Origin of the sequence: Rheinheimera pleomorphica, assembly GCF_011634895.1 — a bacterium.
In the GTDB taxonomy this organism is placed as follows: Bacteria; Pseudomonadota; Gammaproteobacteria; order Enterobacterales; family Alteromonadaceae; genus Alishewanella; species Alishewanella pleomorphica.
Window position 1 is genome coordinate 726,403 of the sequence record NZ_SIRR01000003.1, and the last position, 18,689, is coordinate 745,091.

The following is an 18,689-nucleotide window of genomic DNA, read 5'->3' on the forward strand; positions in this document are numbered from 1 at the left end:
AGGAGATCATATGAAGTTTTGTATTATCGGTTTGTTACTGGCGCTATGGGGCGCACCGTTGGCCGCAGCCTCAGCGCCGGATTTCACACTAAAAGCACTGGATGGCACTAACCTGCGCTTAGCCGAGCAGCGCGGCGACATTATGCTGATTAACTTCTGGGCCAGCTGGTGCGGCCCTTGTATTCAGGAAATGCCGGCGCTGGATAAACTGGCGCAGAAATACCGCATGCTGGGCGTACAGGTGTGGGGGGTAAATGTGGAAAACGACAGCGCCGCAGCTAAGGCGTACTTAGCCAAGGTGCAGGTAGGCTTTCCGGTGTTATTTGATGTCGATAACAGCGTATCAGAGGCATATCAGGTGGCGGCGATGCCAACCACTGTCATTGTTGACAAAAATGGTAGCGTACGCAGCGTGCACCGTGGTTATCAACCCGGGTATGAGAAAAAGTATGAAAACGATATTAAAGGTTTGCTGCGTGAATAAGGGCCGGGCACTTTGCCTGTTGTCACTGGCGCTGTCAGGCTGTGCCAGCCTTGAACCCTGGGTAAAACCTTATGAGCGTGACAAACTGGCTGATCCTATTATGGCCTTTGGCCGCCATCCGGTGGCGTTGCAACATATCGTGCATGTGCAGGATTCCCGTGAGGCGGCCAAGGGCGCCAATGGCAGTGGCGGAGGCGGTTGTGGCTGTAACTAGGCTGCTGTTATTGCTATTGCTTAGCGCGGCGGCGCAGGCCGCGGTATTGCCGCAGGACAGGGTTGATCTGATGTACCACGGTTATCAGGGCGGTGGTGTGTCTATTGATGGCCCGGCGCTGATGCTGCGCAAAAAGGTCGGCCAGTCGGTGTCGCTGTCGGCCTATTATTATGTTGATACCGTATCCGGCGCCTCTATTGACGTGCAGGCTACCGCCTCGGCATATACCGAGTCGCGGCATGAAAAACGGCTGGGGGTCGATTATCTGGCCGGCAACAGTATCCTCAGCCTGAATTATGCCCAGAGTGACGAAGATGATTACAACGCCAAATCCATGTCTTTTGCCATAGCGCACGATACTTTTGGCGGTATGACGACGCTTAGCCTTGAGGCCGGTTTGGGCGATGACAGCGTCGGGCGCAATGGTGATGCCAGTTTTAGCGCCGATGTTAAACGGAACAATTATAAACTGGGCTGGACTCAGGTGCTTAGCAGCCGCTGGATAGCGGCGCTGAATATGCAGGTTGACCTGGACCAGGGTTTCTTAAATAACCCGTATCGCAGTGTACGCTTTCGGGATGCCAGCCAACCACTGGGCTACGGTTACCAAAGTGAAGTGTATCCGAATACCCGCAATGCGGTGGCGGTTTCGCTGGTAAACAAAGTGTACTTGCCGTATCGCGCTGCGCTGAGCCTGAACCTCAGGCATTACCAGGACAGTTGGGATATCCGCGCCTTTGACGCTGAACTGGACTATGTGCACCCGCTAAGCGCGAGCTGGACATTGGATGCCAAACTGCGCTGGTATCAGCAGGGCCAGGCAGAGTTTTATCGCGATCTGTTTGACTTTGCCAACCAGCAAAACTTTATGGCGCGCGATAAAGAGCTAAGTGAATTTAACAACCTGACCCTGGGCGTTGGCGCCAGTTATTTATTGCCGAGCTGGGCATTCTGGCCGGACGCCAAACCCGAGCTGAACCTGCAATGGGATCATATTCGTTTTAATTACCATAATTTTCGCAATGTCACGATAACCGATGCTGAACCTGGGCTGGAGCCCTTATACCGGCTGGATGCTAACGTGATACGGGCGTTTTTCAGCCTTTACTTTTAGCAGGATTTAATAATGAGAACGCTATTTTTAACCGGAATATTGTGGCTGAGTATGCTGGCCAATGCCAACACTGTGCCGGCAGCTGATCAATTGGAGCAGCTGAAACAACAGGTGATCGAGCTTAATCGCGAGCTGTTTTTGCTGGAAGAAGAATTATTGTTTCCACCACAAACGCAACTGGCGGTTTTTGTTTCGGTTGACAGCGGACAGTTTTTTCAGCTCGACAGCGTTGAACTGCTGTTGAACCACAAGCCCATCAATGCCCACTTGTATACCACACAGCAATGGAGTGCGCTGAAACGCGGCGCCATTCACCCGTTGTACAAAGGAAATATTAAAGCCGGAGAGCATCAGTTGACGGCCGTGTTCGTTGGCAAGGGGCCGGATAACCGTGACTATCGCCGCGCGGTCAGTTACCCCTTTACCAAAGCTGAAGACGCTGTTTTGCTGGAGCTGCAGATTAATGATCGCAGCAGTGACTACCAACCTGATTTTGTCGTGCAGCCATGGTCAAACGACTAAAGCCTTTGCTGTTGCTGACGCTGATGCTGCCATTGCCCTGGGTGGCAGCATCGGCGCAGACAACGCTCAGTGACAAACACTATCGCCTGGCCGCGTGGTCATTTTATTTGCAGCAGCCAGAGCAGGCGCTGGAGCGCCTGCAGCTGGCACCAGAGCAGGATGCCCGCACTCAGCTGCTGGAAGCCGGCTTATATCTGCAGCTGGGTATGCCGCAACGGGCAGCCTATCTGCTGCAGCAGTTGTTAACTGCGGGAAATGAAGGCGCGTCGGCCTTGCCTCTGGCGCTGCGTAACGCCGCCTTACTGCAATTTGCCCGCTATCAACTGGAAACCGGTAACAAACCCCAGGCACAGCACTACCTGGCACAAGTGAATATTGGCATCGATCAGCAGTGGCTCGGCGAGCAGCAACTGCTAAGCCAACTGGTCAAATGGCCGGATATCGCCCTGCCTGAGACGCCGCAGTTTGCCCTGTTAGCCAGACAGAGTGAAATGCCATACATTGTCAGTAATCAGGCGTTAGTGCTGGCGAAATCCGGTCAGACTGATCTGGCACTGCACTGGCTGGCGCAACTGCAAAACCAGTTAGCCGTGCCTCAGCAGCAGGGTTTTTGGTCGTTGCTGTTTAGTGGTCAGTGGCGGTTATTAACCAAACCCGACGGTTTTGTCTATCCGGCACAGGAGCAAACGGCACTGCAGGATTATCTGGCGTTGCTGCAGGCACAGTTGCATATCGAGCGGCAGGAGCTGGCGGCCGCGGATGCCATTTTGGCCAATTTTGCTGCCGACAGTGTACTCAGTGATACCGCATTACAGCTGTACAGCCATATTCTGACGCAGCAGCGCCACATTCCGGCATTATTAGCCGTACTGCAGCAGCAAATTAAACAGCAGCCGTTTAGCTTAACAGCCTGGCAGGCAGCCAGCCGTATCGGTGAACAGCTGGAGCGTGCAGCACAGCTGCACGATGCGCTTGGGGCTTATCACTGGGCTGAGCAGTATTATCAGCAACAGACGGAATTAATTAACCAACAAGCCAGGCCACTGCAGGTTAGCCAGTTGCAACACGGCTTAGCACCCTGGCAACAATTGCAATTGGCAAATGACAATAACCTGTACCGGTTGCAACAAGATATCCTGGCGTTGCAGTATCAGCTGGCCAACGCACCTGAACGGCAGCAGCGGCTGGCACGGCTGACCGAGGTAACCACGTTTAAACTGGTACAGCAACAAGATTTACTTAGCACCCAGCTGCCGCAGCTGACGGCGAGGGCGCAGACATTAACGCAGCAATTTAACGCGGTACAACAGCAAATCGCCACGGCAGAGCAGCAACCTATGGCGCTTAGCCTATGGCAGGGCGAGGCCTACCAGCAGCTGAGCCGGTTAGAAAACGCCGAGCAGCGTTTTAGCCGTCTACCCGCAGATGCGCAGCAAGGCGCTGACTATGCCAAGCGCCTGGCCCGGCTACGCGGTTTGTTGCACTGGCAATACAGCGACACGGCGGCAGAGCGGCGCTGGCAACGCCAGCAGCAATTAACGGCGACAGACGCTAAGCTGGCAACGCTGCAACAACAACTACACACCTTAAACCGTCAGGGCAACCAAAGCCCACGCTTAACCGCAGTGCGTCAACGTTTAGCAGTGTTAAACGAACAGCAGCAACAACTCAACCTGGCATTGCTAAGCCAGCAGCAACAGCTGCTGGCCAGACTGAATCAGCAGTTGCAGCAGTTGCGGCAACAACAACTGGCCAGCCTGACGCAGTTACAGCGCCACAATAAAGAGGCGATGGCGCGGGTAATGGAAAGAGTATTGTTGCTGGCCGACAGTGACAGTGCAAAGATGGCGGAGGGGCAATGAAACATTGGTGCTATCCGCTTCATTGTCCGCGCCCCTTAACTGCTGTGGCCTTGTGTTGCAGCCTGATGTTAGGCTGCAGCAGCCCGGGCCCGCAAACTGTACGGCCCAGGCTTGCCGATCTGCCGGCATTCGACCGCAGCATGCTCAGCACGACACCGCCGGTGAGCGAGCAACAACTGGACAGCTTGTATCAGCAAATTCTGGCGCTGCAGCCTGCACCACAAACCCGGCAGAAAATTCTGTACCGCTTGTCGCAAATGCACACTAATCAGCTGGAGAGGCAAGACTTGCCGGTGGCGCAAGAGCAAGCCGCCCTGCAACAACTGGTGCAGCGTTATCAGCAGTTGCTGCAGGAGTACCCGACTGATCCGAACAATGAGCTGATCCGCTATCAGTTAGCGCGCAGTTATGATTTATTGGGTCAGCAACACGCCTGTCTGCAGCAGTTAGATAGCCTGTTGCAACAGTATCCTGACTCTGATTTTGCCGCTGAAGCCTGGTTTCGTAAGGCGGATATTCACTATAGCCTGGGCGATTACGACGCGGCCTTACCCGCCTTTCTGGCGGTATTAACCGCGGCAGATGTGGCGCTGGCGCAACATGCCCGTTATATGGCGGGCTGGAGCTATTTTAAGCTGCAACAGTTTGAGCAGGCCGATGAGCAGTTTTTACAGGTACTGGATCAAAGTTACACCGAGTTATTGCTCACTGAGCAGCAACAAGCTCAACAAAGCCTGCGCGAAGAAGTGCTGCGCACCTTAAGTATTTCGTTAAGTTATCAGCAACAGGGCAAAAGCCTGCAAGCCTTGCTACAGCGGGTACGCTACCAGCCTGGTGAGCGGCCGTTAGCGCTGCTGTCTGAACTGTATCAGGGCCTGGCCGAATTTCTGGCGGCGAAAGACTTGATGACGGCCAGCCTGGACACTTACCGGCTGTTTATTGCTGATTATCCGCATACTCTGACGGCCGCCCGTTTTCAGCTGCACATTATTCAGCAGCATTTAGCCAATGCTGATGCTGAGCAGGCACTGATAGCGCAGCAGCACTATATTGACTTGTTTGGCCCGCAATCTGCTTTCTGGCAACGCGCCGGGCATGACGCACTGGCCGAAGTGCAGCCACAGCTGTTGCAGTACCTGGATTACTTTGCCCGTAAACATTACGCCGCAGCGATTGCGCAACCAGCGGCGACGGCAGCAGAGTCCTTTAACACCGCTGCCGGCCTGTGGCAGGACATGCTGACAATATTGCAGTGGCCATCATTGCAGCAAGCCGGCGCTGCAGGTTATGCCGTCGACGATATCCGTTATCTGCTGGCAGAATCTTACGCCGGGGCGGCGCTGCCAGAGCAGGCGCTGGCACTGTATACTGAGCTTGGCTATGGCCCGCAGCTGACCGATGCCAGCTTATTTACTGCGCAGGATGCGGCCTATAAGGCGTTATTACTCAGTGCAGAACTGGCAGGTTTAACTGAGCGCAATGCGCTGCGGCTATGGCAACAGCAAAGCGATTTTGTTGCGACGCACAGTGCTCATCCGTCAGCGCAGCAAGTGGCGTTGCAACAACTACAGCAGCGCTACAGCGAGCAGGATTATTATGCGGTGCTGGCACACAGCAGCACTGTAACGCAATGGCCGCACGCGGCACAAAGCCAGGCCGAGCTGGTGCGCGAAGCGCAGTTTCTGCATAGTCAAAGCGAGTTAGCATTACAGCACTATGCTGCTGCCGAGCAAAGTATCATGCTATTGCTGGCCCAGCCCCTGGATAACACAAGGCGCAGCTTGTTGACAGAGCAGCTGGCCTCCAGCATTTACCAGCAGGCACAACAGGCAGATGCCAGTATGGACCAGGTGCAGCAGCATTTGCAGCGTCTGTTAACGCAGCTGCCCGATTCCGCTTACCACGAAGCTGCGGCATATCAGCAAATCAGCCTGTTGCGTAGCGCGCAAAACTGGACTGCTGCTATTTCGTTACTGCAGCGCTTTATTCAGCGCTATCCACACACTGAGCGCGGCATAGCGGCGAAAGCTCAGCTGTTAGACAGCTACGAACAGGCCGAACAGTGGGATAAGGCTGCGGCCGAGTTAAGCCGGCTGGCCGGCGCAGCAACAGCGCCTGCAGAGCAGCGAGAAGCGCTGTATCTGGCGGCGCAGTATTATCAGCGAGCCGGTTTGTCTGACCAGGCCGTGGCGGCCTGGCGCAGCTATGCCAATCGTTTTCATCAACCGCATCTGTTAGCGCAGGAAGCACGTTACCAGTTGGTGCAGCTGTATCAGAGCCGCGGCGATCTGTACCGGCAAAATTTTTGGCGCGACAAAATAGCGGCCTTTGAGCAGCAATTTGCCAGCGACGGTAATCAGCGCACGCAACAACTGGCGGCCCAGGCATTGCTGGAGCTGGGGCGGCATGAAAGCAGCTTGTTTGACGCCGTGCGGCTGGCGCACCCGCTGGCGCAGAGCCTGCAGAAAAAACGCCAGCATATGGCAGCAGCCATCAAACGCTATGAGCACAGCATGCAATATGGCATTGCCGGTTCACTCAGTGAAGCCCAGTTTCGCGTGGCACAGCTGTATCAACACATGGCGGCGGCTATCTTAGCCTCAGACCGGCCTAAAGGTCTGGATGAGCTGGCGCTGGAGGAATATGAGCTACTGCTGGAAGAGCAGGCTTATCCGTTTGAAGAACAGGCGATTGCCATTTACCAGCAAAATACCCGCCTGACACAACAGCAAGTGTGGGACAGCTGGATTGCGCAAAGTTTTCAGCGGTTGTCGCTGCTATTGCCGGCCAAATTTGACAAAACCGAAGCTTACAGTGGGGTAGCCGATGCCGCCTATTAGTCGTTTGCTGTTGTTAGCGCTGTGGGCAGGCGTGTCCGGCTGCAGCCAGTTGTTGCCTGCACCGGCTGGCCCTGCGGTTATAGCGGCGCAACAAGCGGTTGCCGAGCCTCAGCAACAAAGTTTGCCCACGCTTAGCGATGTGCAGCAGCAACAGTTTGCTCAGGCCAAACAGGCGCTGCAACAGGGCGATTTCAGCGCGGCAGCGACGCAGTTAACCAGTTTGTATAACGCACTGCCACAGGCGGCGGGTATTGGTTACAACCTGGCGCTGGCACAGTGGCAAAACGGCGAGGCAGAGCAGGCGCAGCAAACGTTGGCGCAGCTGGTGGCCGTGGCCGGCCATTACGCGCCGGCGCATAACCTGGCCGGTGTGCTGGCACGCCAGCAAGGCCATTTCCGCCAGGCTGAGCGGCATTTTCAGCGCGCCTTGCAGGCTGACGCCGGTTACGCTATCGCGCACAAAAATCTGGCATTTTTGTACGAGCTGTACCTGGGGCAGCTGCTACAGGCGCACTATCATTATCAACAGTATTTTAGCTTAACGCAGGACGAGCAGGCCAAAGTCTGGCTGGCGTTGTTGCAACAACAACTGGAGCAGCATGATGCGGAACATTAACGCGATATCAGCGGCGGCCTTATTATGCAGCAGCATGGTGCTGGCACAACAAAGCCAGTCGGTACAGATCGAAAGTACCATCAGTGGCAACCAGGAGCAGCCAAAGACCATTTATATTTTACCCTGGCAAAGTCCGGTCAGTGTGATCCGTATTCCGGGCCAACCGCTGGCACAGCAACAAACCGTATTGTCGCCGTTAGACCGGCAACAGTTTTTACGTTTTATCGCCTTGCAGCAGGGCAATACAGTAACAGTGCAAACTCAATCAATTAACCCAAAAGAGCAATAAGAGGATACTTTTCATGGAGTTGTTAAACGGCATAGTACGGTTTTTACAGGAAGGCGGTGTCTTTATTTATCCTATCGCCTTTATCCTGGTGCTGGGCATAGTGATCGCCGTTGAACGCTGGTGGTTTCTGCGCTCAGTGTATGGCGTGAACCAGCGGGCAATGCAGCAGGTGCAAACAGCAGTAGCCCAGGCAGACAGCAGCCGTATTTTGCAGCTGGCCCAGAGCAGCACCGCACCGCTACTGGCAATGCTGGCCAGCGGTGTACACCGGCTGCGCTCTTCGCAACGGCGTGAAGATATGGAATACGCCATGGAAGAAGTGGTGCTGGAGTACAGCTTGCGTTTGCAAAAACGCACCCCTTTTCTGGCAACCCTGGCCAATGTCGCAACGTTGCTGGGCTTGCTGGGTACCATTATGGGATTAATTGCCGCGTTCTCGGCCGTGGCCAATGCCGACCCGTCAGAAAAAGCCAGTTTGCTGTCATCCAGTATCTCAGTGGCGATGAACACCACGGCATTTGGCCTTATCACTGCTATTCCGCTGGTGTTTGTGCATGCGCTATTGCAGGGTAAAACGGCCAGCATTATCGATACCATGGAAATGGTGGGCATTAAGCTGATGAACAGTATCGCCAAACAAGCAGATGGTGGCCCGGATGATAAAGCGGCGTAAAGCAATACAGGCCGATGCCGAGCTTGATATCACGTCTTTTATGAACCTGATGATCGTACTGGTACCGGTGCTGTTGTTAAGCCTGGTGTTTGCACAAATTCGGGTGCTGAATATCCAGCTGCCGCCAGTAAGTGAGCAGCAGCTGCAGCAGGAGCAGCAACAACCGCAGCAACTGGAGTTGGAAATTCACCCGGACCGCTTGCGGCTGAATTATCCGGCCGGTGAACCCTTAAGAGTGTTTGCACTGACCGCGCAGGGCACCCTGGATTTTGCCGGTCTGAGCCTGTATTTGCAGGACTTAAAGCTAACGTTTCAGCAGCAGAATATTGATAAACAGGATATCACTATACTGGCGCCCGACGAGCTGGACTATCAGACGCTGGTGACGGCGATGGATACCGTGCGTTCGTTTAAAGCCGTGGTTGCCGCTCAGGTCGTCGACGCCGAGCTGTTTCCGCAAATAGCCCTGGGGCAGTTACCGCAGCCGGAGGCGACAGAATGAAGATGTCATTTCGCGCTAAGCGGTTAGAGCGGCAGAATCAGCGGCTGGCGCAGGCCAGCAAATTAAACCTGGTCGCGCTGATGGATATTTTTACCATACTGGTGTTTTTTCTGATGGTAAATCAGTCCGAAGTTAAAGTGTTGCAAAGTAATAAGGATATCAGTTTGCCCCGTTCGATATCAGAACAATTGCCGACGGAAAAAGTGATGTTAACCATTACCGCCAACGGTGTGCTGGTGCAGGGCAAGCCGGTATGGCAGGGCGATTGGCAACAAGACAGCAGCTTGTGGCTGCCGCAGTTAACGCAAGCACTAACTGCTGAGTTAAATTACCTGGCAAGCCGCGCCGGTGCACTTGATGAGGCGCAGCAAGCTGTGGGCCGGCCGCTGACTATCTTAGGTGATGCGGCCACACCCTATGGTTTGCTGCGCCAGCTGATGGCCATTTGTGCAGCCACTGAGTACCGCGACTTGTCACTGGCGGTGGAAGCGCTGGCACCGGCCAAGCCGGAGGCACCATGACGACGGCGGTAGTAAGCCAGCACAGCTGGCAAACAGAAGATAAACGCTTTTATCAGCTGCTGTGGCTTGGCTTTGCCATATGGTTGCTGTTTGCTGTGTTGGTGCCGGCGCTTAAAGTACCCGAGCCTAGCCGCCAGCTGCAGGAGCAGTTGCCGCCAACCCTGGCCAGGGTAATGCTGGAGCAGCGTAAGGCGCCGCCGCCCCCAGAGCCTGAACCTCAGCCCGAGCAAATTGTTGAACCGGTTAAACCTGAGCCTAAACCAGAGCCGGTGGCGGCGGTCGCTGAACCGGTTAAGCCTGATCCGCAGCAGGCCCGCCAGCAAGCCGAGCAGGCCGGTTTAATGGCGATGCGTGATGATTTAGCCGCGCTGCGGCAAAGTTTTCAGCTCAACAACACCGCGCCGCAGGTGAAAAGTCGTGGTCAGCAGCAGGCAACGCAGGTAGAGCGTAAGGTGCTACGTAACGCTGCGCAACAGCGCTTTGCGACGGCTGAAGCGGCTGCGGTTGCCGGTGATATTGCCCGCTCTGAGCTACAGGATACCGGCAGTGTTGCATTGGCAGAAACCGAGCTGAAAGGGTTATCGTCCACCGGGCGGCCTGAGCAGCAAAGCCGTCGCAGCAGTGCTGATAGTAGCGGCGGCCAGGGCCGCTCTGAAGCCGCTATCCGCCGCGTGCTGGAAGCCAATAAAAGCAGTTTGTACACCTTGTACAGCCGGGCGCTGCGCGCTAACCCCTTGCTAAAAGGTAAGGTGGTGTTTGAGCTGGTGATTAACCCGGATGGCAGCCTGGCTGAGGTAAGCATAGTGCGCAGTGAGTTAAATGACAGCAAGTTGGAGCGCCAGCTGACACTGCGCTTACGCTCGGTGAATTTTGGTGCTGAGGCGGTGGCGTTAACCCGTTCGCAGTGGACGGTGGAATTTTTACCGGGCTAAACCGGAGGTATATCACAATGCGTAATCTGATCACCGCTGCCAGCATGACGCTGGCGCTGCTACTTGGCCAAAGTGCGCAGGCAGGCACGCTGGAGCAGGCCAAGCGCTTGCACGATCGCTTGGCTGGCGTGCCAGCCGATGCCGCGACGTTAAACCAGATGCAGGCACTGATTGCGGCGGGTAATGCCAGCGGGGCAGCCGCTATTGCTATGCAGCATCCCGACTTTTACCGTACCACGCTGAAGCTGTTCGCTGCACCGGCGACCAACCGCGATTTGGACGTGTTTGAAGCGCTGAATGACTATAGCGCCACCGTCATTGGTCTGGTACGGGATGAGGTGGATTTTCGCCAACTGCTGCAAACCGACATCCTGTATGTGGGTGCCGACAGCTTAGGCTTACCACCGTATCAAAGTGATAACAATGCGCATTATCTGGCACTGGAGCAACAGGGCGTAGATTTGGCACAGTACCTGGAACCCAGAGCGCAAAGCAGTTTAAATGGCATTCCGGCTGATGCCAGCGCTGGCGTGATGACCAGCCGGGCGGCGGCCAAGGCGTTTTTTTATCTGGGTACCAACCGTGCCATGCTGCGCTTTACGCTAATGAGTCAGCTGTGCACTGATCTTGAACCACTGCAGGATATCAGCCGGCCAACCGATCGCATTCGTCAGGATGTCAGCCGCAGCCCGGGCGGCGATAGCCGCATCTTTAATAACCGTTGTGTTGGTTGCCACGCGGGTATGGACCCGCTGGCACAGGCCTTTGCCTATTACGATTATCAGTTTAGCGATGAAGATGGCAGCAATGGCCGTATTTTTTATCAGCAAAGCGGTACCCAGAACGAGCTGACCCAAAGCCGGGTGCAGCCGAAATACCATATTAACGCCGGCAGCTTTCCTTACGGTTTTCGCACCCCGGATGACAACTGGGTAAATTACTGGCGCCAGGGACAAAATCAAGCGCTGGGCTGGGACAACAGTCTGCCAGGCCAGGGCAGTGGTGCAAAAAGTCTGGGCCAGGAACTGGCCAACAGCACCGCTTTTGCGCAGTGCCAGGTAAAAAAGGTGTTTCGTACCGTCTGTTTGCGCGAGCCAGAAAGCCTGACCGATGTGACGACTTTACATAACGTTACCGACAGTTTCGTGGCCGGTGGTTACAAGCTGAAACAGGTGTTTGCTGACACCGCCACTTATTGTATGGGAGATTAACATATGCAAAAGCTCGCACTCCCGCTGTTGGTATTCATGTTCCTGTTAGGGGGTTGTGGTGGTGCTGAAACGGAGCAAAACCCACCGCCGCCAGTGCAGGAAGACACCACCAACTACAGCGGGCCAGCCCCACAAACTGAGGATATTCAGTTATTTAAGCTGACGCTGTGGGATAATATTGCCAGTACTAACCGCTGCGGTGCCTGCCATGTACAAGGCAATACGGCGCCGTACTTTGCCCGCAATGATGATATTAATCTGGCGTATGCGGCGGCCACACCGCTGGTTAATCTGAGCGATCCGGCGCAGTCGCTGTTAGTGACCAAGCTGTCTGGCGGCCATAACTGCTGGCAGGCCAGCGACAGTGCCTGTGCTGACACCATGGCACAATGGCTGCGAAACTGGGCCAATAGCAGCGACACTGCAGCGGCCACTGTTACCCTGGTAGCGCCACCATTGCGTGAGCCCGGGGCTAGTAAGGCGCTGCCAGACGACCCGGCGCTGTTTGCCGGTACTGTGTATCCGCTGCTGCGACAATATTGTGTTAATTGCCATGCGGCTGATGCCAGTCAAACTCAGTCACCGTTCTTTGCCGACAGCGAGCTGGCTGTGGCCTACGATGCCAGCCGTAAACTGATTAATCTCGACTCGCCCGAGCTGTCGCGCTTTGTCGCCCGTTTAGGTGGCGAGTTTCACAATTGCTGGTCAGATTGTGCGGCCAACGCCGACGCCATGCTCAGCGCCATTACTCAGATAGCTGATAATGTGGCCTTAACCGAGCTTGACCCGGCGCTGGTGGTGTCTAAAGCACTGCGGCTGGAGGATGGCGTCGTGGCCTCCAGCGGTGGCCGCTTTGAAGCCAGCCAGATCGCGTTTTATCAGTTTAAAACCGGCAGCGGTGTTATTGCCTATGATACGTCTGGTGTTGAACCGGCAGCCAATTTAAGTTTGCAGGGCGATATCAATTGGGTCACGGGCTGGGGGCTGCAGATTAACGCTGGCCGGGCGCAGGCCAGTACGCAAAACAGTGCCAAGCTGGCGCAGCTGATCAGCGCCACCGGCGAACTGACGCTGGAAGCCTGGGTAGTGCCGGCTAACGTGACACAGGAAGGGCCTGCCGCCATTGTCAGCTACGCCGGTAGCAGTACTGAGCGCAATATCACTCTGGGGCAGACTCAATACAATTACGATTTCTTACTGCGCTCGGACAATAGCGATTTCGCAGGTATGCCGGCACTGAGTACAGCAGATGCCGATGAAGTGTTGCAAGCGACATTACAGCATGTGGTGCTGACGCAGGATCCGGTGAATGGCCGGCGTATCTTTGTTAACGGTGTCGACACCGGTGTGCGTGAAGCGGCCAGCGCAATACGTAACTGGGATGACAGCTATGCGCTGATCCTGGGCAATGAAGCCAATGGCAACCGGCAGTGGCAGGGCACTGTGCGGCTTTTGGCGGTACACAACAAGGCCTTAACGGCGGCGCAAATTCAGCAAAACTACGACGTGGGGGTTGGCCAGAAGTTTTACCTGCTGTTTGGCATCGGTGACTTGATTAATCTGCCCGACAGCTACATCGTGTTTGAAGTGGCGCAGTTTGATAATTATTCATACCTGTTTAATGCGCCCTATCTGATTAACCTTGAAGGCCGCAGTTTGCCGCAGCCGGTCCAGATCAGTGGTATGGCACTGGGCATCAATGGTAAGGAAGTGGTTACCGGTCAGGCCTGGATCAGTCAACAGTTTGACTTGGCTGCCGGTACAGATCTAAGCGCCGCGGCGGTGCTGTCTGAGCAAGGTACTATTATTGCCACAGAACTGGGTGCTGAGGGCGATGAGTTCTTTTTGTCTTTCGGCCGTATCGGTGAATTTAGCCATGTGCGCAGCGACAGTGCGGTGCCTGTGCAGCAAATTATTGCCAGCAATAGCCAAAGCAGTGATATCGGGCTTAGAACCTTTGCAGAAATTCATGCCAGTATGAGTGCGCTGACCGGTGTGCCTCAGCAGCATGACAATGTCGCTACGGTGTATCAGACCATACAGCGTCAGCTGCCGGCCGCCGACACCATAGACACCTTTGTGTCGGCCCAGCAAATGGCCATTACCCAGTTGGGGATTGCTTATTGTAATGCGGCGATAAGTGACACCGATATTCGCCAGAGCTGGTTCGCTGCAGTCGATTTTGGCGCCGCGCCGGCAACGACCTACAGCCAGGCAAACCGCCCACTGTTTGTCGGGCCGCTACTGGACAGGTTAATGCCACTGGCACCTGGCACCTCAGCTGTGCGCACTGAGGTTGAAACTGAATTGGATGCGCTGATCAGCCGCTTAAGTAACTGTGGCGGCAGTTGCAGTAATGACCGCAGCCTTACCATTGCCAAAGCGGCCTGCACCGCTGTACTGGCCAGTGCTGAACTGCTGTTGCAGTAGGAGACATTGTATGAAACGAGCAAAACCTTTGCATCCGGACAGTCCGCTGCTGCACGCCTGTCACAGCAAACCGGTAAGCCGGCGTGACTTTATCGCCTGTGGTTTGAGCTACGGCGCCGCGGTACTGACCACCGGCTCGGTATTTGGTTTGTTTGCCAACCCCGGCACCGCGCATGCTCAGCTATCACCAGACTTAGAAGCGCTAAAACAGCTGTGCGGTATTAACGTACAGGGCGCCGGTAAAATTCCGTTTATTTGCTTTGATTTAGCCGGCGGGGCCAATATTGCCGGCTCTAATGTGCTGGTCGGTGGTGCGGGTGGCCAACGCGACTTTTTATCGGTACAAGGTTACAGCAAACTGGGTTTGCCGGCCGACATGGTGCCGCAGGCGGTGAACGGCGCTGATCCGGCGGCTGGCTTTATTAATGATCAGCTGGGGCTGGCGTTTCACAGTGACTCGCAAATGCTGGCCGGCATTTTAGAGCGCACCAGCCTGGCCACCCAGGCCATGACCAATGGTGCTGTACTGCCATCGCGCTCGGAAAATGACACCGGCAATAATCCGCATAATCCTATGTATGCGATAGCCAAAGCCGGTGCCAGTGGCTCGTTAATGCCGCTTATTGGTTCACGTAATTCCGACTCTGGTGCTAACTCTATGACACCAATGGAGTTTTATAATCCGGAGCTTAGGCCAACAAAAATTGACCGGCCCAGCGATGTGACCGGTTTAGTGGATGTGGGGGATTTATTTGGTTTGTTAAACCAGAGTGATGCGGTGGCGGTGATGGAGTCGGTGCAGCGTATTAGTGACAGTAAGCTGGGCCGGGTGAATAGCAATATTAATCGCGATGCGGTGATAAAAGAGCTGCTGCGCTGCGGTTATGTGAAAAGTGCCGATTTAGCTGACCGTTTTGGTAACCCGGCAACGCTGGATCCGGCGGCCGATCCGGATATTGTCGGCGCAGCGGGTATTTTCAGTGCGACAGAATTTAACGGCGATGCTGAGTTTCGTAAAACGGCGTCAGTGATGAAACTGGTGGTTAATGGCTTTGCCGGTGCCGGTTCAATCACTATTGGCGGTTATGACTACCATACCGGCGAGCGCGGCACCGGCGAACTGCGTGACTTGCGCGCCGGGCGCTGCATTGGCGCTTGCCTGGAGTATGCGGCCCGGATGAACCAGCCGCTGATGATCTATGTCTACAGTGACGGCTCGGTGGCCAGTAATGGCCGCATTGATGATTCAGAAGCCGGCCGCGGCAAGGGTGAGTGGACAGGGGATAACTCGTCTACTGCCGCCTCGTTTATGTTGGTATACAGTCCAAATGGTCGGCCGGCATTGCTCGGTGGCAGTAGCGATGAACAGGCCCGGCATCAGCAAATCGGCTTTATGCGGCCGGATGCGTCGGTGGAAACCGGCTCGTCAATGGCAGCCAATAACGTGAATTTGCTGGTGCAGACGGTGCTGCTAAATTATCTGGCGCTGCACGGCGAGCAGGGGCGCCTGGCTGAGGTGGCACCGTTTCACGGTTTAGGTAATGCCGCCAGCCTGGACCGGCTTACCGCCTTTGCTCCTATTCTCTGAGGGGGAATGAGCAGCCGGCGCTGTGCGACAGCAGAATTTTTGCCGTGGCAATAGGCAAGTTGGCATGGCTGCGTATATAGTTGATTTATGTTTGCCGGCGAATGTGAGACGCGATGAAACGACTGCTTGCTCTGCTGTTTTGTTTTAGCCTGAGTACACCGGCAATAAGCTGTACCTGGCGTATCGGGATTGAAACCAGTTTTGCGCCTTACATTATGCAACACGGCAACAGTTGGCGCGGCTTGAACGTTGATTTACTCTCCGCCCTGGCAACTGAGATGGGCTGCCAGCTGGAGTTTATTCACAGCCCCTGGCTTAGGGCGTTAAAGCTGATGGAGCAGGGGCAGTTAGATGTGGTAACACATCTTACCTATAACCCCGAGCGCAGCCGCCAGTTTGCCTTTATTGGCCCACACCATCAGGAAGTGATTTATCTTGTGGGGATACCGCAGGCCTTTCCCGGTCTTACTGATTTGTCTGAACTCAAGCGCAGTGGCACGCCCGGCATTATCGCCTTGCTTAACGGCGCTTATTACGGTGATGAGCTGGACAGCATTTTAAATGACGCCAACAACCGTACCCGTTTTGTCTTTATTCGAGGCAATGAGGATAAGCAGGCTTTGCTGCTCAATGGCCGGGTGCATGGCGTACTGGAAGATATTGCTGCCTACCATTATTGGAAAAAACGCGCCAGCCTGCCAACAGCAAACTATCAACCGCTGTTTCAGGTATTTCAAAGCCCGGTCTATTTTGGTTTTAACTTAAATACCTTTAATGCGCAGCAGCTTGCGGCCTTAGCCGTAGCCTGGCAGAAGTTGTATGACAATGGCAGTTTGCTGCAGGTGATGCAGCCTTATCAACTGGACGAATATCAGTTTACCTTACCCGCGCCGCAACCCAGGCTGGCGCCCTAGTCAGGCCAGGCTAGCGCTTTGATCAGGAGAACCGCTTATAGCAGCGGTGCTGGCGTAAGCTGCTGATCCGGTGTTATCTGATATTTCTGATAAATAGCACTAAGCTCACCCTGCTGATACAGGCGCTGCCAGGCTTGCGCCAACTGCTTAAGCTGGTTTACGCTTAGTGACGCTTTACTAAAACCAAAATAGACCGGGCTCTCGTACACTTTCAACAGGGGCTGATAACGCTCTGCGTCAGGGTACTTATGTTGCTGCCAGTAGTGCAGCACACTGATATCTTCCAGAATGGCTTTCACCCGTTTGGCCCGCAGCAGTGCCAGTTTGTCCTGAATACTGCTGATACTGACCAATTGGTTGGCAAAAGGCGGCAACTGACTTAAACGCAGAAATTCTTCGCCATAATAAGCCCCGTGTAAGGTGGCAATACTGCCGACATCGGCACCTTCAGCCAATTGCTGTAAACTGGCTGGCGCAGTGACCTGGCTGGGATCGCCAACCAAATAGATGCTTTCAATATGATGGGGGCCGATAAAGGCAAACTGCGCTCTACGTTGCTCACTGACGGACAAATGACTGAGTATGTCCAGCTCACCTTGCTCACTTAACTGCAAAGCGCGTAGCCAGGGGCTGTGCACAAACGTCAGCCGACAGCCAACTTCCTGCGCTAAGCGTTGCATTAACTCAACACTGAGGCCAGTCCACTGTTGATCCTGCTTAATCAGGTGCGGCGGAAAATCGGTCTCTGCCGACATACGCAGGGTGCAGCCGGCCGGCTCTGCGCTGTGCGCAAAGCTGCAAACCATCAGCAGCAGTACCACTGTTATCAGATGCATAAGGTTGTGCTCCCTGCACAGCTAAAGCCGATACATCAATGTACAACAGACCGTCGTCGCTGTACAGACAGCGCCTTATGGCGTTAAGCCACTGGAAAAATACATCTGACGGTTGGCGTCAATAAAGATAGCTTCGTAGCCGTCAATTAGTTCAATCAACGCCAGGCCTTGCTGTAAGCCCAGCACAAATAAGGTGGTAGATAAAGCGTCTGTTTGCGTGGTATCCGGGCCGGTAACGGACACACTCAACGCACCGGCAGCGCTTTGGCCGGTTTTGGGATCCAGAATATGATGATAGCGCACACCTTCTTCAATAAAAAAGCGTTCGTAGTCTCCCGAGGTGCTGATGGCCGTGTTTTCCAGTGGCAAGGTTGCCGCATATTTGTCGTCCTGGCGTGGATGTTTAATACCAACCAGCCAGGGTTTGCCCGCTTTGTCACCTAACAAACGGCTGTCGCCACCGGCAGTTAGCTGTGCATGCTTGATGCCCCTGGCCGCCAGCAACAATATGCCACGTTCAACAGCATAGCCTTTGGCAATGCCGCCTAAATCGATTTTGATGCCGGCTTGGCGGTAGCGTACGGTGTTGCCCGGCAACAGTTCGACACTTTGATAATTCACCAGTTGCCGGCCTTGCTGTAATTGCGCCGCATCAGGTTTTAGCCGGGCGCGGTAGTCGTAGTAAAAGCCAACTGAGGCAAAAGTAATATCAAAGGCGCCATTGCTAAGTTCAGAAATTTGCCGGGCTTGTTGTAGCAGCTGATACATCTCTGCAGACACCTGCACCGGCGCTGAAGCTGCCTGACGGTTTAACAGGCTAAGTTCACTGCTGGCAATATAGGGGCTCATCAGCTGATTAATGCGTTCAAATTCGGCCTGCACGTCCAGAATAAGCTGACTTGCCAGCGTGCTGTCTTCACTCCACAGTTCAATATACGCCTGGGTACCCAGCGTTTGAAAGGCCTGGCGGTGCCACTGGGCAGTCGCGGTTGATACAAACAGCAGTGATGCAAAACAAAACACTAAATGATGGGCAGCGATAAAACGCATGGCAGCTTCCTGATAACGCAACAGCTGATATTGTTACAGAGCCAACCGTTTTACTCAATGTCTTGCTGCCAGTTTACGTTATCGCCGCTAA

Annotated in this window: 18 protein-coding genes; 16 read left to right on the plus strand and 2 right to left on the minus strand. The window is 54.7% G+C overall.

Annotated features, from left to right (window positions below):
- Window positions 1–10: 10 nt before the first annotated feature.
- From EYB30_RS04550 to EYB30_RS04625, 16 genes are all read left to right on the plus strand, one after another.
- Window positions 11–484, plus strand: a complete 474-nt coding sequence (locus EYB30_RS04550; RefSeq protein WP_166837528.1) for a TlpA disulfide reductase family protein — start codon at window positions 11–13, stop codon at window positions 482–484.
- Window positions 477–698, plus strand: a complete 222-nt coding sequence (locus tag EYB30_RS04555) for a DUF4266 domain-containing protein (RefSeq protein ID WP_241697963.1) — start codon at window positions 477–479, stop codon at window positions 696–698. The genes EYB30_RS04550 and EYB30_RS04555 overlap by 8 nt, the downstream gene beginning before the upstream one ends.
- Window positions 685–1,812: a DUF3570 domain-containing protein gene (locus EYB30_RS04560; RefSeq protein WP_241697964.1), complete on the plus strand. Its 1,128-nt coding sequence runs from the start codon at window positions 685–687 to the stop codon at window positions 1,810–1,812. Before EYB30_RS04555 ends, EYB30_RS04560 begins: the two co-directional genes overlap by 14 nt.
- Window positions 1,813–1,824: 12 nt before the next feature.
- Window positions 1,825–2,334 carry an AraC family transcriptional regulator gene (locus EYB30_RS04565; RefSeq protein ID WP_166837538.1) on the plus strand — a complete coding sequence of 170 codons (510 nt, stop codon included), beginning with the start codon at window positions 1,825–1,827 and terminating at the stop codon, window positions 2,332–2,334.
- Window positions 2,319–4,196: a coiled-coil domain-containing protein gene (locus EYB30_RS04570; RefSeq protein ID WP_166837541.1), complete on the plus strand. Its 1,878-nt coding sequence runs from the start codon at window positions 2,319–2,321 to the stop codon at window positions 4,194–4,196. The genes EYB30_RS04565 and EYB30_RS04570 overlap by 16 nt, the downstream gene beginning before the upstream one ends.
- Window positions 4,193–7,036, plus strand: a complete 2,844-nt coding sequence (locus tag EYB30_RS04575) for a tetratricopeptide repeat protein (RefSeq protein ID WP_166837544.1) — start codon at window positions 4,193–4,195, stop codon at window positions 7,034–7,036. Before EYB30_RS04570 ends, EYB30_RS04575 begins: the two co-directional genes overlap by 4 nt.
- Window positions 7,023–7,652, plus strand: coding sequence for a tetratricopeptide repeat protein (locus EYB30_RS04580; RefSeq protein ID WP_166837547.1), 630 nt, complete (start codon window positions 7,023–7,025; stop codon window positions 7,650–7,652). Before EYB30_RS04575 ends, EYB30_RS04580 begins: the two co-directional genes overlap by 14 nt.
- On the plus strand, window positions 7,636–7,941 hold the full coding sequence (locus EYB30_RS04585; RefSeq protein WP_166837550.1) for a hypothetical protein: 306 nt from the start codon (window positions 7,636–7,638) through the stop codon (window positions 7,939–7,941). The genes EYB30_RS04580 and EYB30_RS04585 overlap by 17 nt, the downstream gene beginning before the upstream one ends.
- Window positions 7,942–7,954: 13 nt before the next feature.
- Window positions 7,955–8,614: a MotA/TolQ/ExbB proton channel family protein gene (locus EYB30_RS04590; RefSeq protein ID WP_166837553.1), complete on the plus strand. Its 660-nt coding sequence runs from the start codon at window positions 7,955–7,957 to the stop codon at window positions 8,612–8,614.
- The gene (locus EYB30_RS04595; RefSeq protein ID WP_166837556.1) at window positions 8,598–9,116 is read left to right on the plus strand and encodes a biopolymer transporter ExbD; all 519 of its coding nucleotides are present in this window, start codon (window positions 8,598–8,600) and stop codon (window positions 9,114–9,116) included. Before EYB30_RS04590 ends, EYB30_RS04595 begins: the two co-directional genes overlap by 17 nt.
- Window positions 9,113–9,637 (plus strand): ExbD/TolR family protein, encoded by a 525-nt coding sequence (locus EYB30_RS04600; RefSeq protein ID WP_166837559.1) that lies wholly within the window; start codon window positions 9,113–9,115, stop codon window positions 9,635–9,637. The genes EYB30_RS04595 and EYB30_RS04600 overlap by 4 nt, the downstream gene beginning before the upstream one ends.
- Window positions 9,634–10,569 (plus strand): AgmX/PglI C-terminal domain-containing protein, encoded by a 936-nt coding sequence (locus tag EYB30_RS04605; protein WP_166837561.1) that lies wholly within the window; start codon window positions 9,634–9,636, stop codon window positions 10,567–10,569. The genes EYB30_RS04600 and EYB30_RS04605 overlap by 4 nt, the downstream gene beginning before the upstream one ends.
- Before the next feature lie 17 nt (window positions 10,570–10,586).
- Window positions 10,587–11,780, plus strand: a complete 1,194-nt coding sequence (locus EYB30_RS04610) for a hypothetical protein (protein WP_166837563.1) — start codon at window positions 10,587–10,589, stop codon at window positions 11,778–11,780.
- A gap of 36 nt (window positions 11,781–11,816) precedes the next feature.
- Entirely contained in the window at window positions 11,817–14,210 is a 2,394-nt protein-coding gene (locus EYB30_RS04615) for a LamG domain-containing protein (RefSeq protein WP_241697965.1), read from the plus strand.
- A gap of 10 nt (window positions 14,211–14,220) precedes the next feature.
- Window positions 14,221–15,798: a general secretion pathway protein GspF gene (locus EYB30_RS04620; protein ID WP_166837567.1), complete on the plus strand. Its 1,578-nt coding sequence runs from the start codon at window positions 14,221–14,223 to the stop codon at window positions 15,796–15,798.
- Between the two features lie 113 nt (window positions 15,799–15,911).
- Complete coding sequence (locus EYB30_RS04625) at window positions 15,912–16,712, plus strand: substrate-binding periplasmic protein (protein ID WP_166837569.1); 801 nt, start codon at window positions 15,912–15,914, stop codon at window positions 16,710–16,712.
- Window positions 16,713–16,747: 35 nt separating this feature from the next.
- On the opposite strand, the gene EYB30_RS04630 is transcribed toward EYB30_RS04625, so the two are convergent.
- Window positions 16,748–17,548 (minus strand): substrate-binding periplasmic protein, encoded by an 801-nt coding sequence (locus EYB30_RS04630; protein WP_166837571.1) that lies wholly within the window; start codon window positions 17,546–17,548, stop codon window positions 16,748–16,750.
- Window positions 17,549–17,623: 75 nt separating this feature from the next.
- Window positions 17,624–18,598, minus strand: a complete 975-nt coding sequence (locus EYB30_RS04635; RefSeq protein WP_166837573.1) for an FAD:protein FMN transferase — start codon at window positions 18,596–18,598, stop codon at window positions 17,624–17,626.
- Window positions 18,599–18,689 lie beyond the last annotated feature (91 nt).

What these genes read in the sequence shown, in the direction of transcription:
- EYB30_RS04600 (WP_166837559.1), top strand. Translation starts at nt 9,113, where the DNA reads ATGAAGATGTCATTTCGCGCTAAGCGGTTAGAGCGGCAGAATCAGCGG.
- EYB30_RS04615 (WP_241697965.1), top strand. Translation starts at nt 11,817, where the DNA reads ATGTTCCTGTTAGGGGGTTGTGGTGGTGCTGAAACGGAGCAAAACCCA.
- EYB30_RS04610 (WP_166837563.1), top strand. Translation starts at nt 10,587, where the DNA reads ATGCGTAATCTGATCACCGCTGCCAGCATGACGCTGGCGCTGCTACTT.
- EYB30_RS04550 (WP_166837528.1), top strand. Translation starts at nt 11, where the DNA reads ATGAAGTTTTGTATTATCGGTTTGTTACTGGCGCTATGGGGCGCACCG.
- EYB30_RS04620 (WP_166837567.1), top strand. Translation starts at nt 14,221, where the DNA reads ATGAAACGAGCAAAACCTTTGCATCCGGACAGTCCGCTGCTGCACGCC.
- EYB30_RS04580 (WP_166837547.1), top strand. Translation starts at nt 7,023, where the DNA reads ATGCCGCCTATTAGTCGTTTGCTGTTGTTAGCGCTGTGGGCAGGCGTG.
- EYB30_RS04595 (WP_166837556.1), top strand. Translation starts at nt 8,598, where the DNA reads ATGATAAAGCGGCGTAAAGCAATACAGGCCGATGCCGAGCTTGATATC.
- EYB30_RS04585 (WP_166837550.1), top strand. Translation starts at nt 7,636, where the DNA reads ATGATGCGGAACATTAACGCGATATCAGCGGCGGCCTTATTATGCAGC.
- EYB30_RS04565 (WP_166837538.1), top strand. Translation starts at nt 1,825, where the DNA reads ATGAGAACGCTATTTTTAACCGGAATATTGTGGCTGAGTATGCTGGCC.
- EYB30_RS04605 (WP_166837561.1), top strand. Translation starts at nt 9,634, where the DNA reads ATGACGACGGCGGTAGTAAGCCAGCACAGCTGGCAAACAGAAGATAAA.
- EYB30_RS04635 (WP_166837573.1), bottom strand. Translation starts at nt 18,598, where the DNA reads ATGCGTTTTATCGCTGCCCATCATTTAGTGTTTTGTTTTGCATCACTG.
- EYB30_RS04590 (WP_166837553.1), top strand. Translation starts at nt 7,955, where the DNA reads ATGGAGTTGTTAAACGGCATAGTACGGTTTTTACAGGAAGGCGGTGTC.
- EYB30_RS04570 (WP_166837541.1), top strand. Translation starts at nt 2,319, where the DNA reads ATGGTCAAACGACTAAAGCCTTTGCTGTTGCTGACGCTGATGCTGCCA.
- EYB30_RS04630 (WP_166837571.1), bottom strand. Translation starts at nt 17,548, where the DNA reads ATGCATCTGATAACAGTGGTACTGCTGCTGATGGTTTGCAGCTTTGCG.
- EYB30_RS04625 (WP_166837569.1), top strand. Translation starts at nt 15,912, where the DNA reads ATGAAACGACTGCTTGCTCTGCTGTTTTGTTTTAGCCTGAGTACACCG.
- EYB30_RS04575 (WP_166837544.1), top strand. Translation starts at nt 4,193, where the DNA reads ATGAAACATTGGTGCTATCCGCTTCATTGTCCGCGCCCCTTAACTGCT.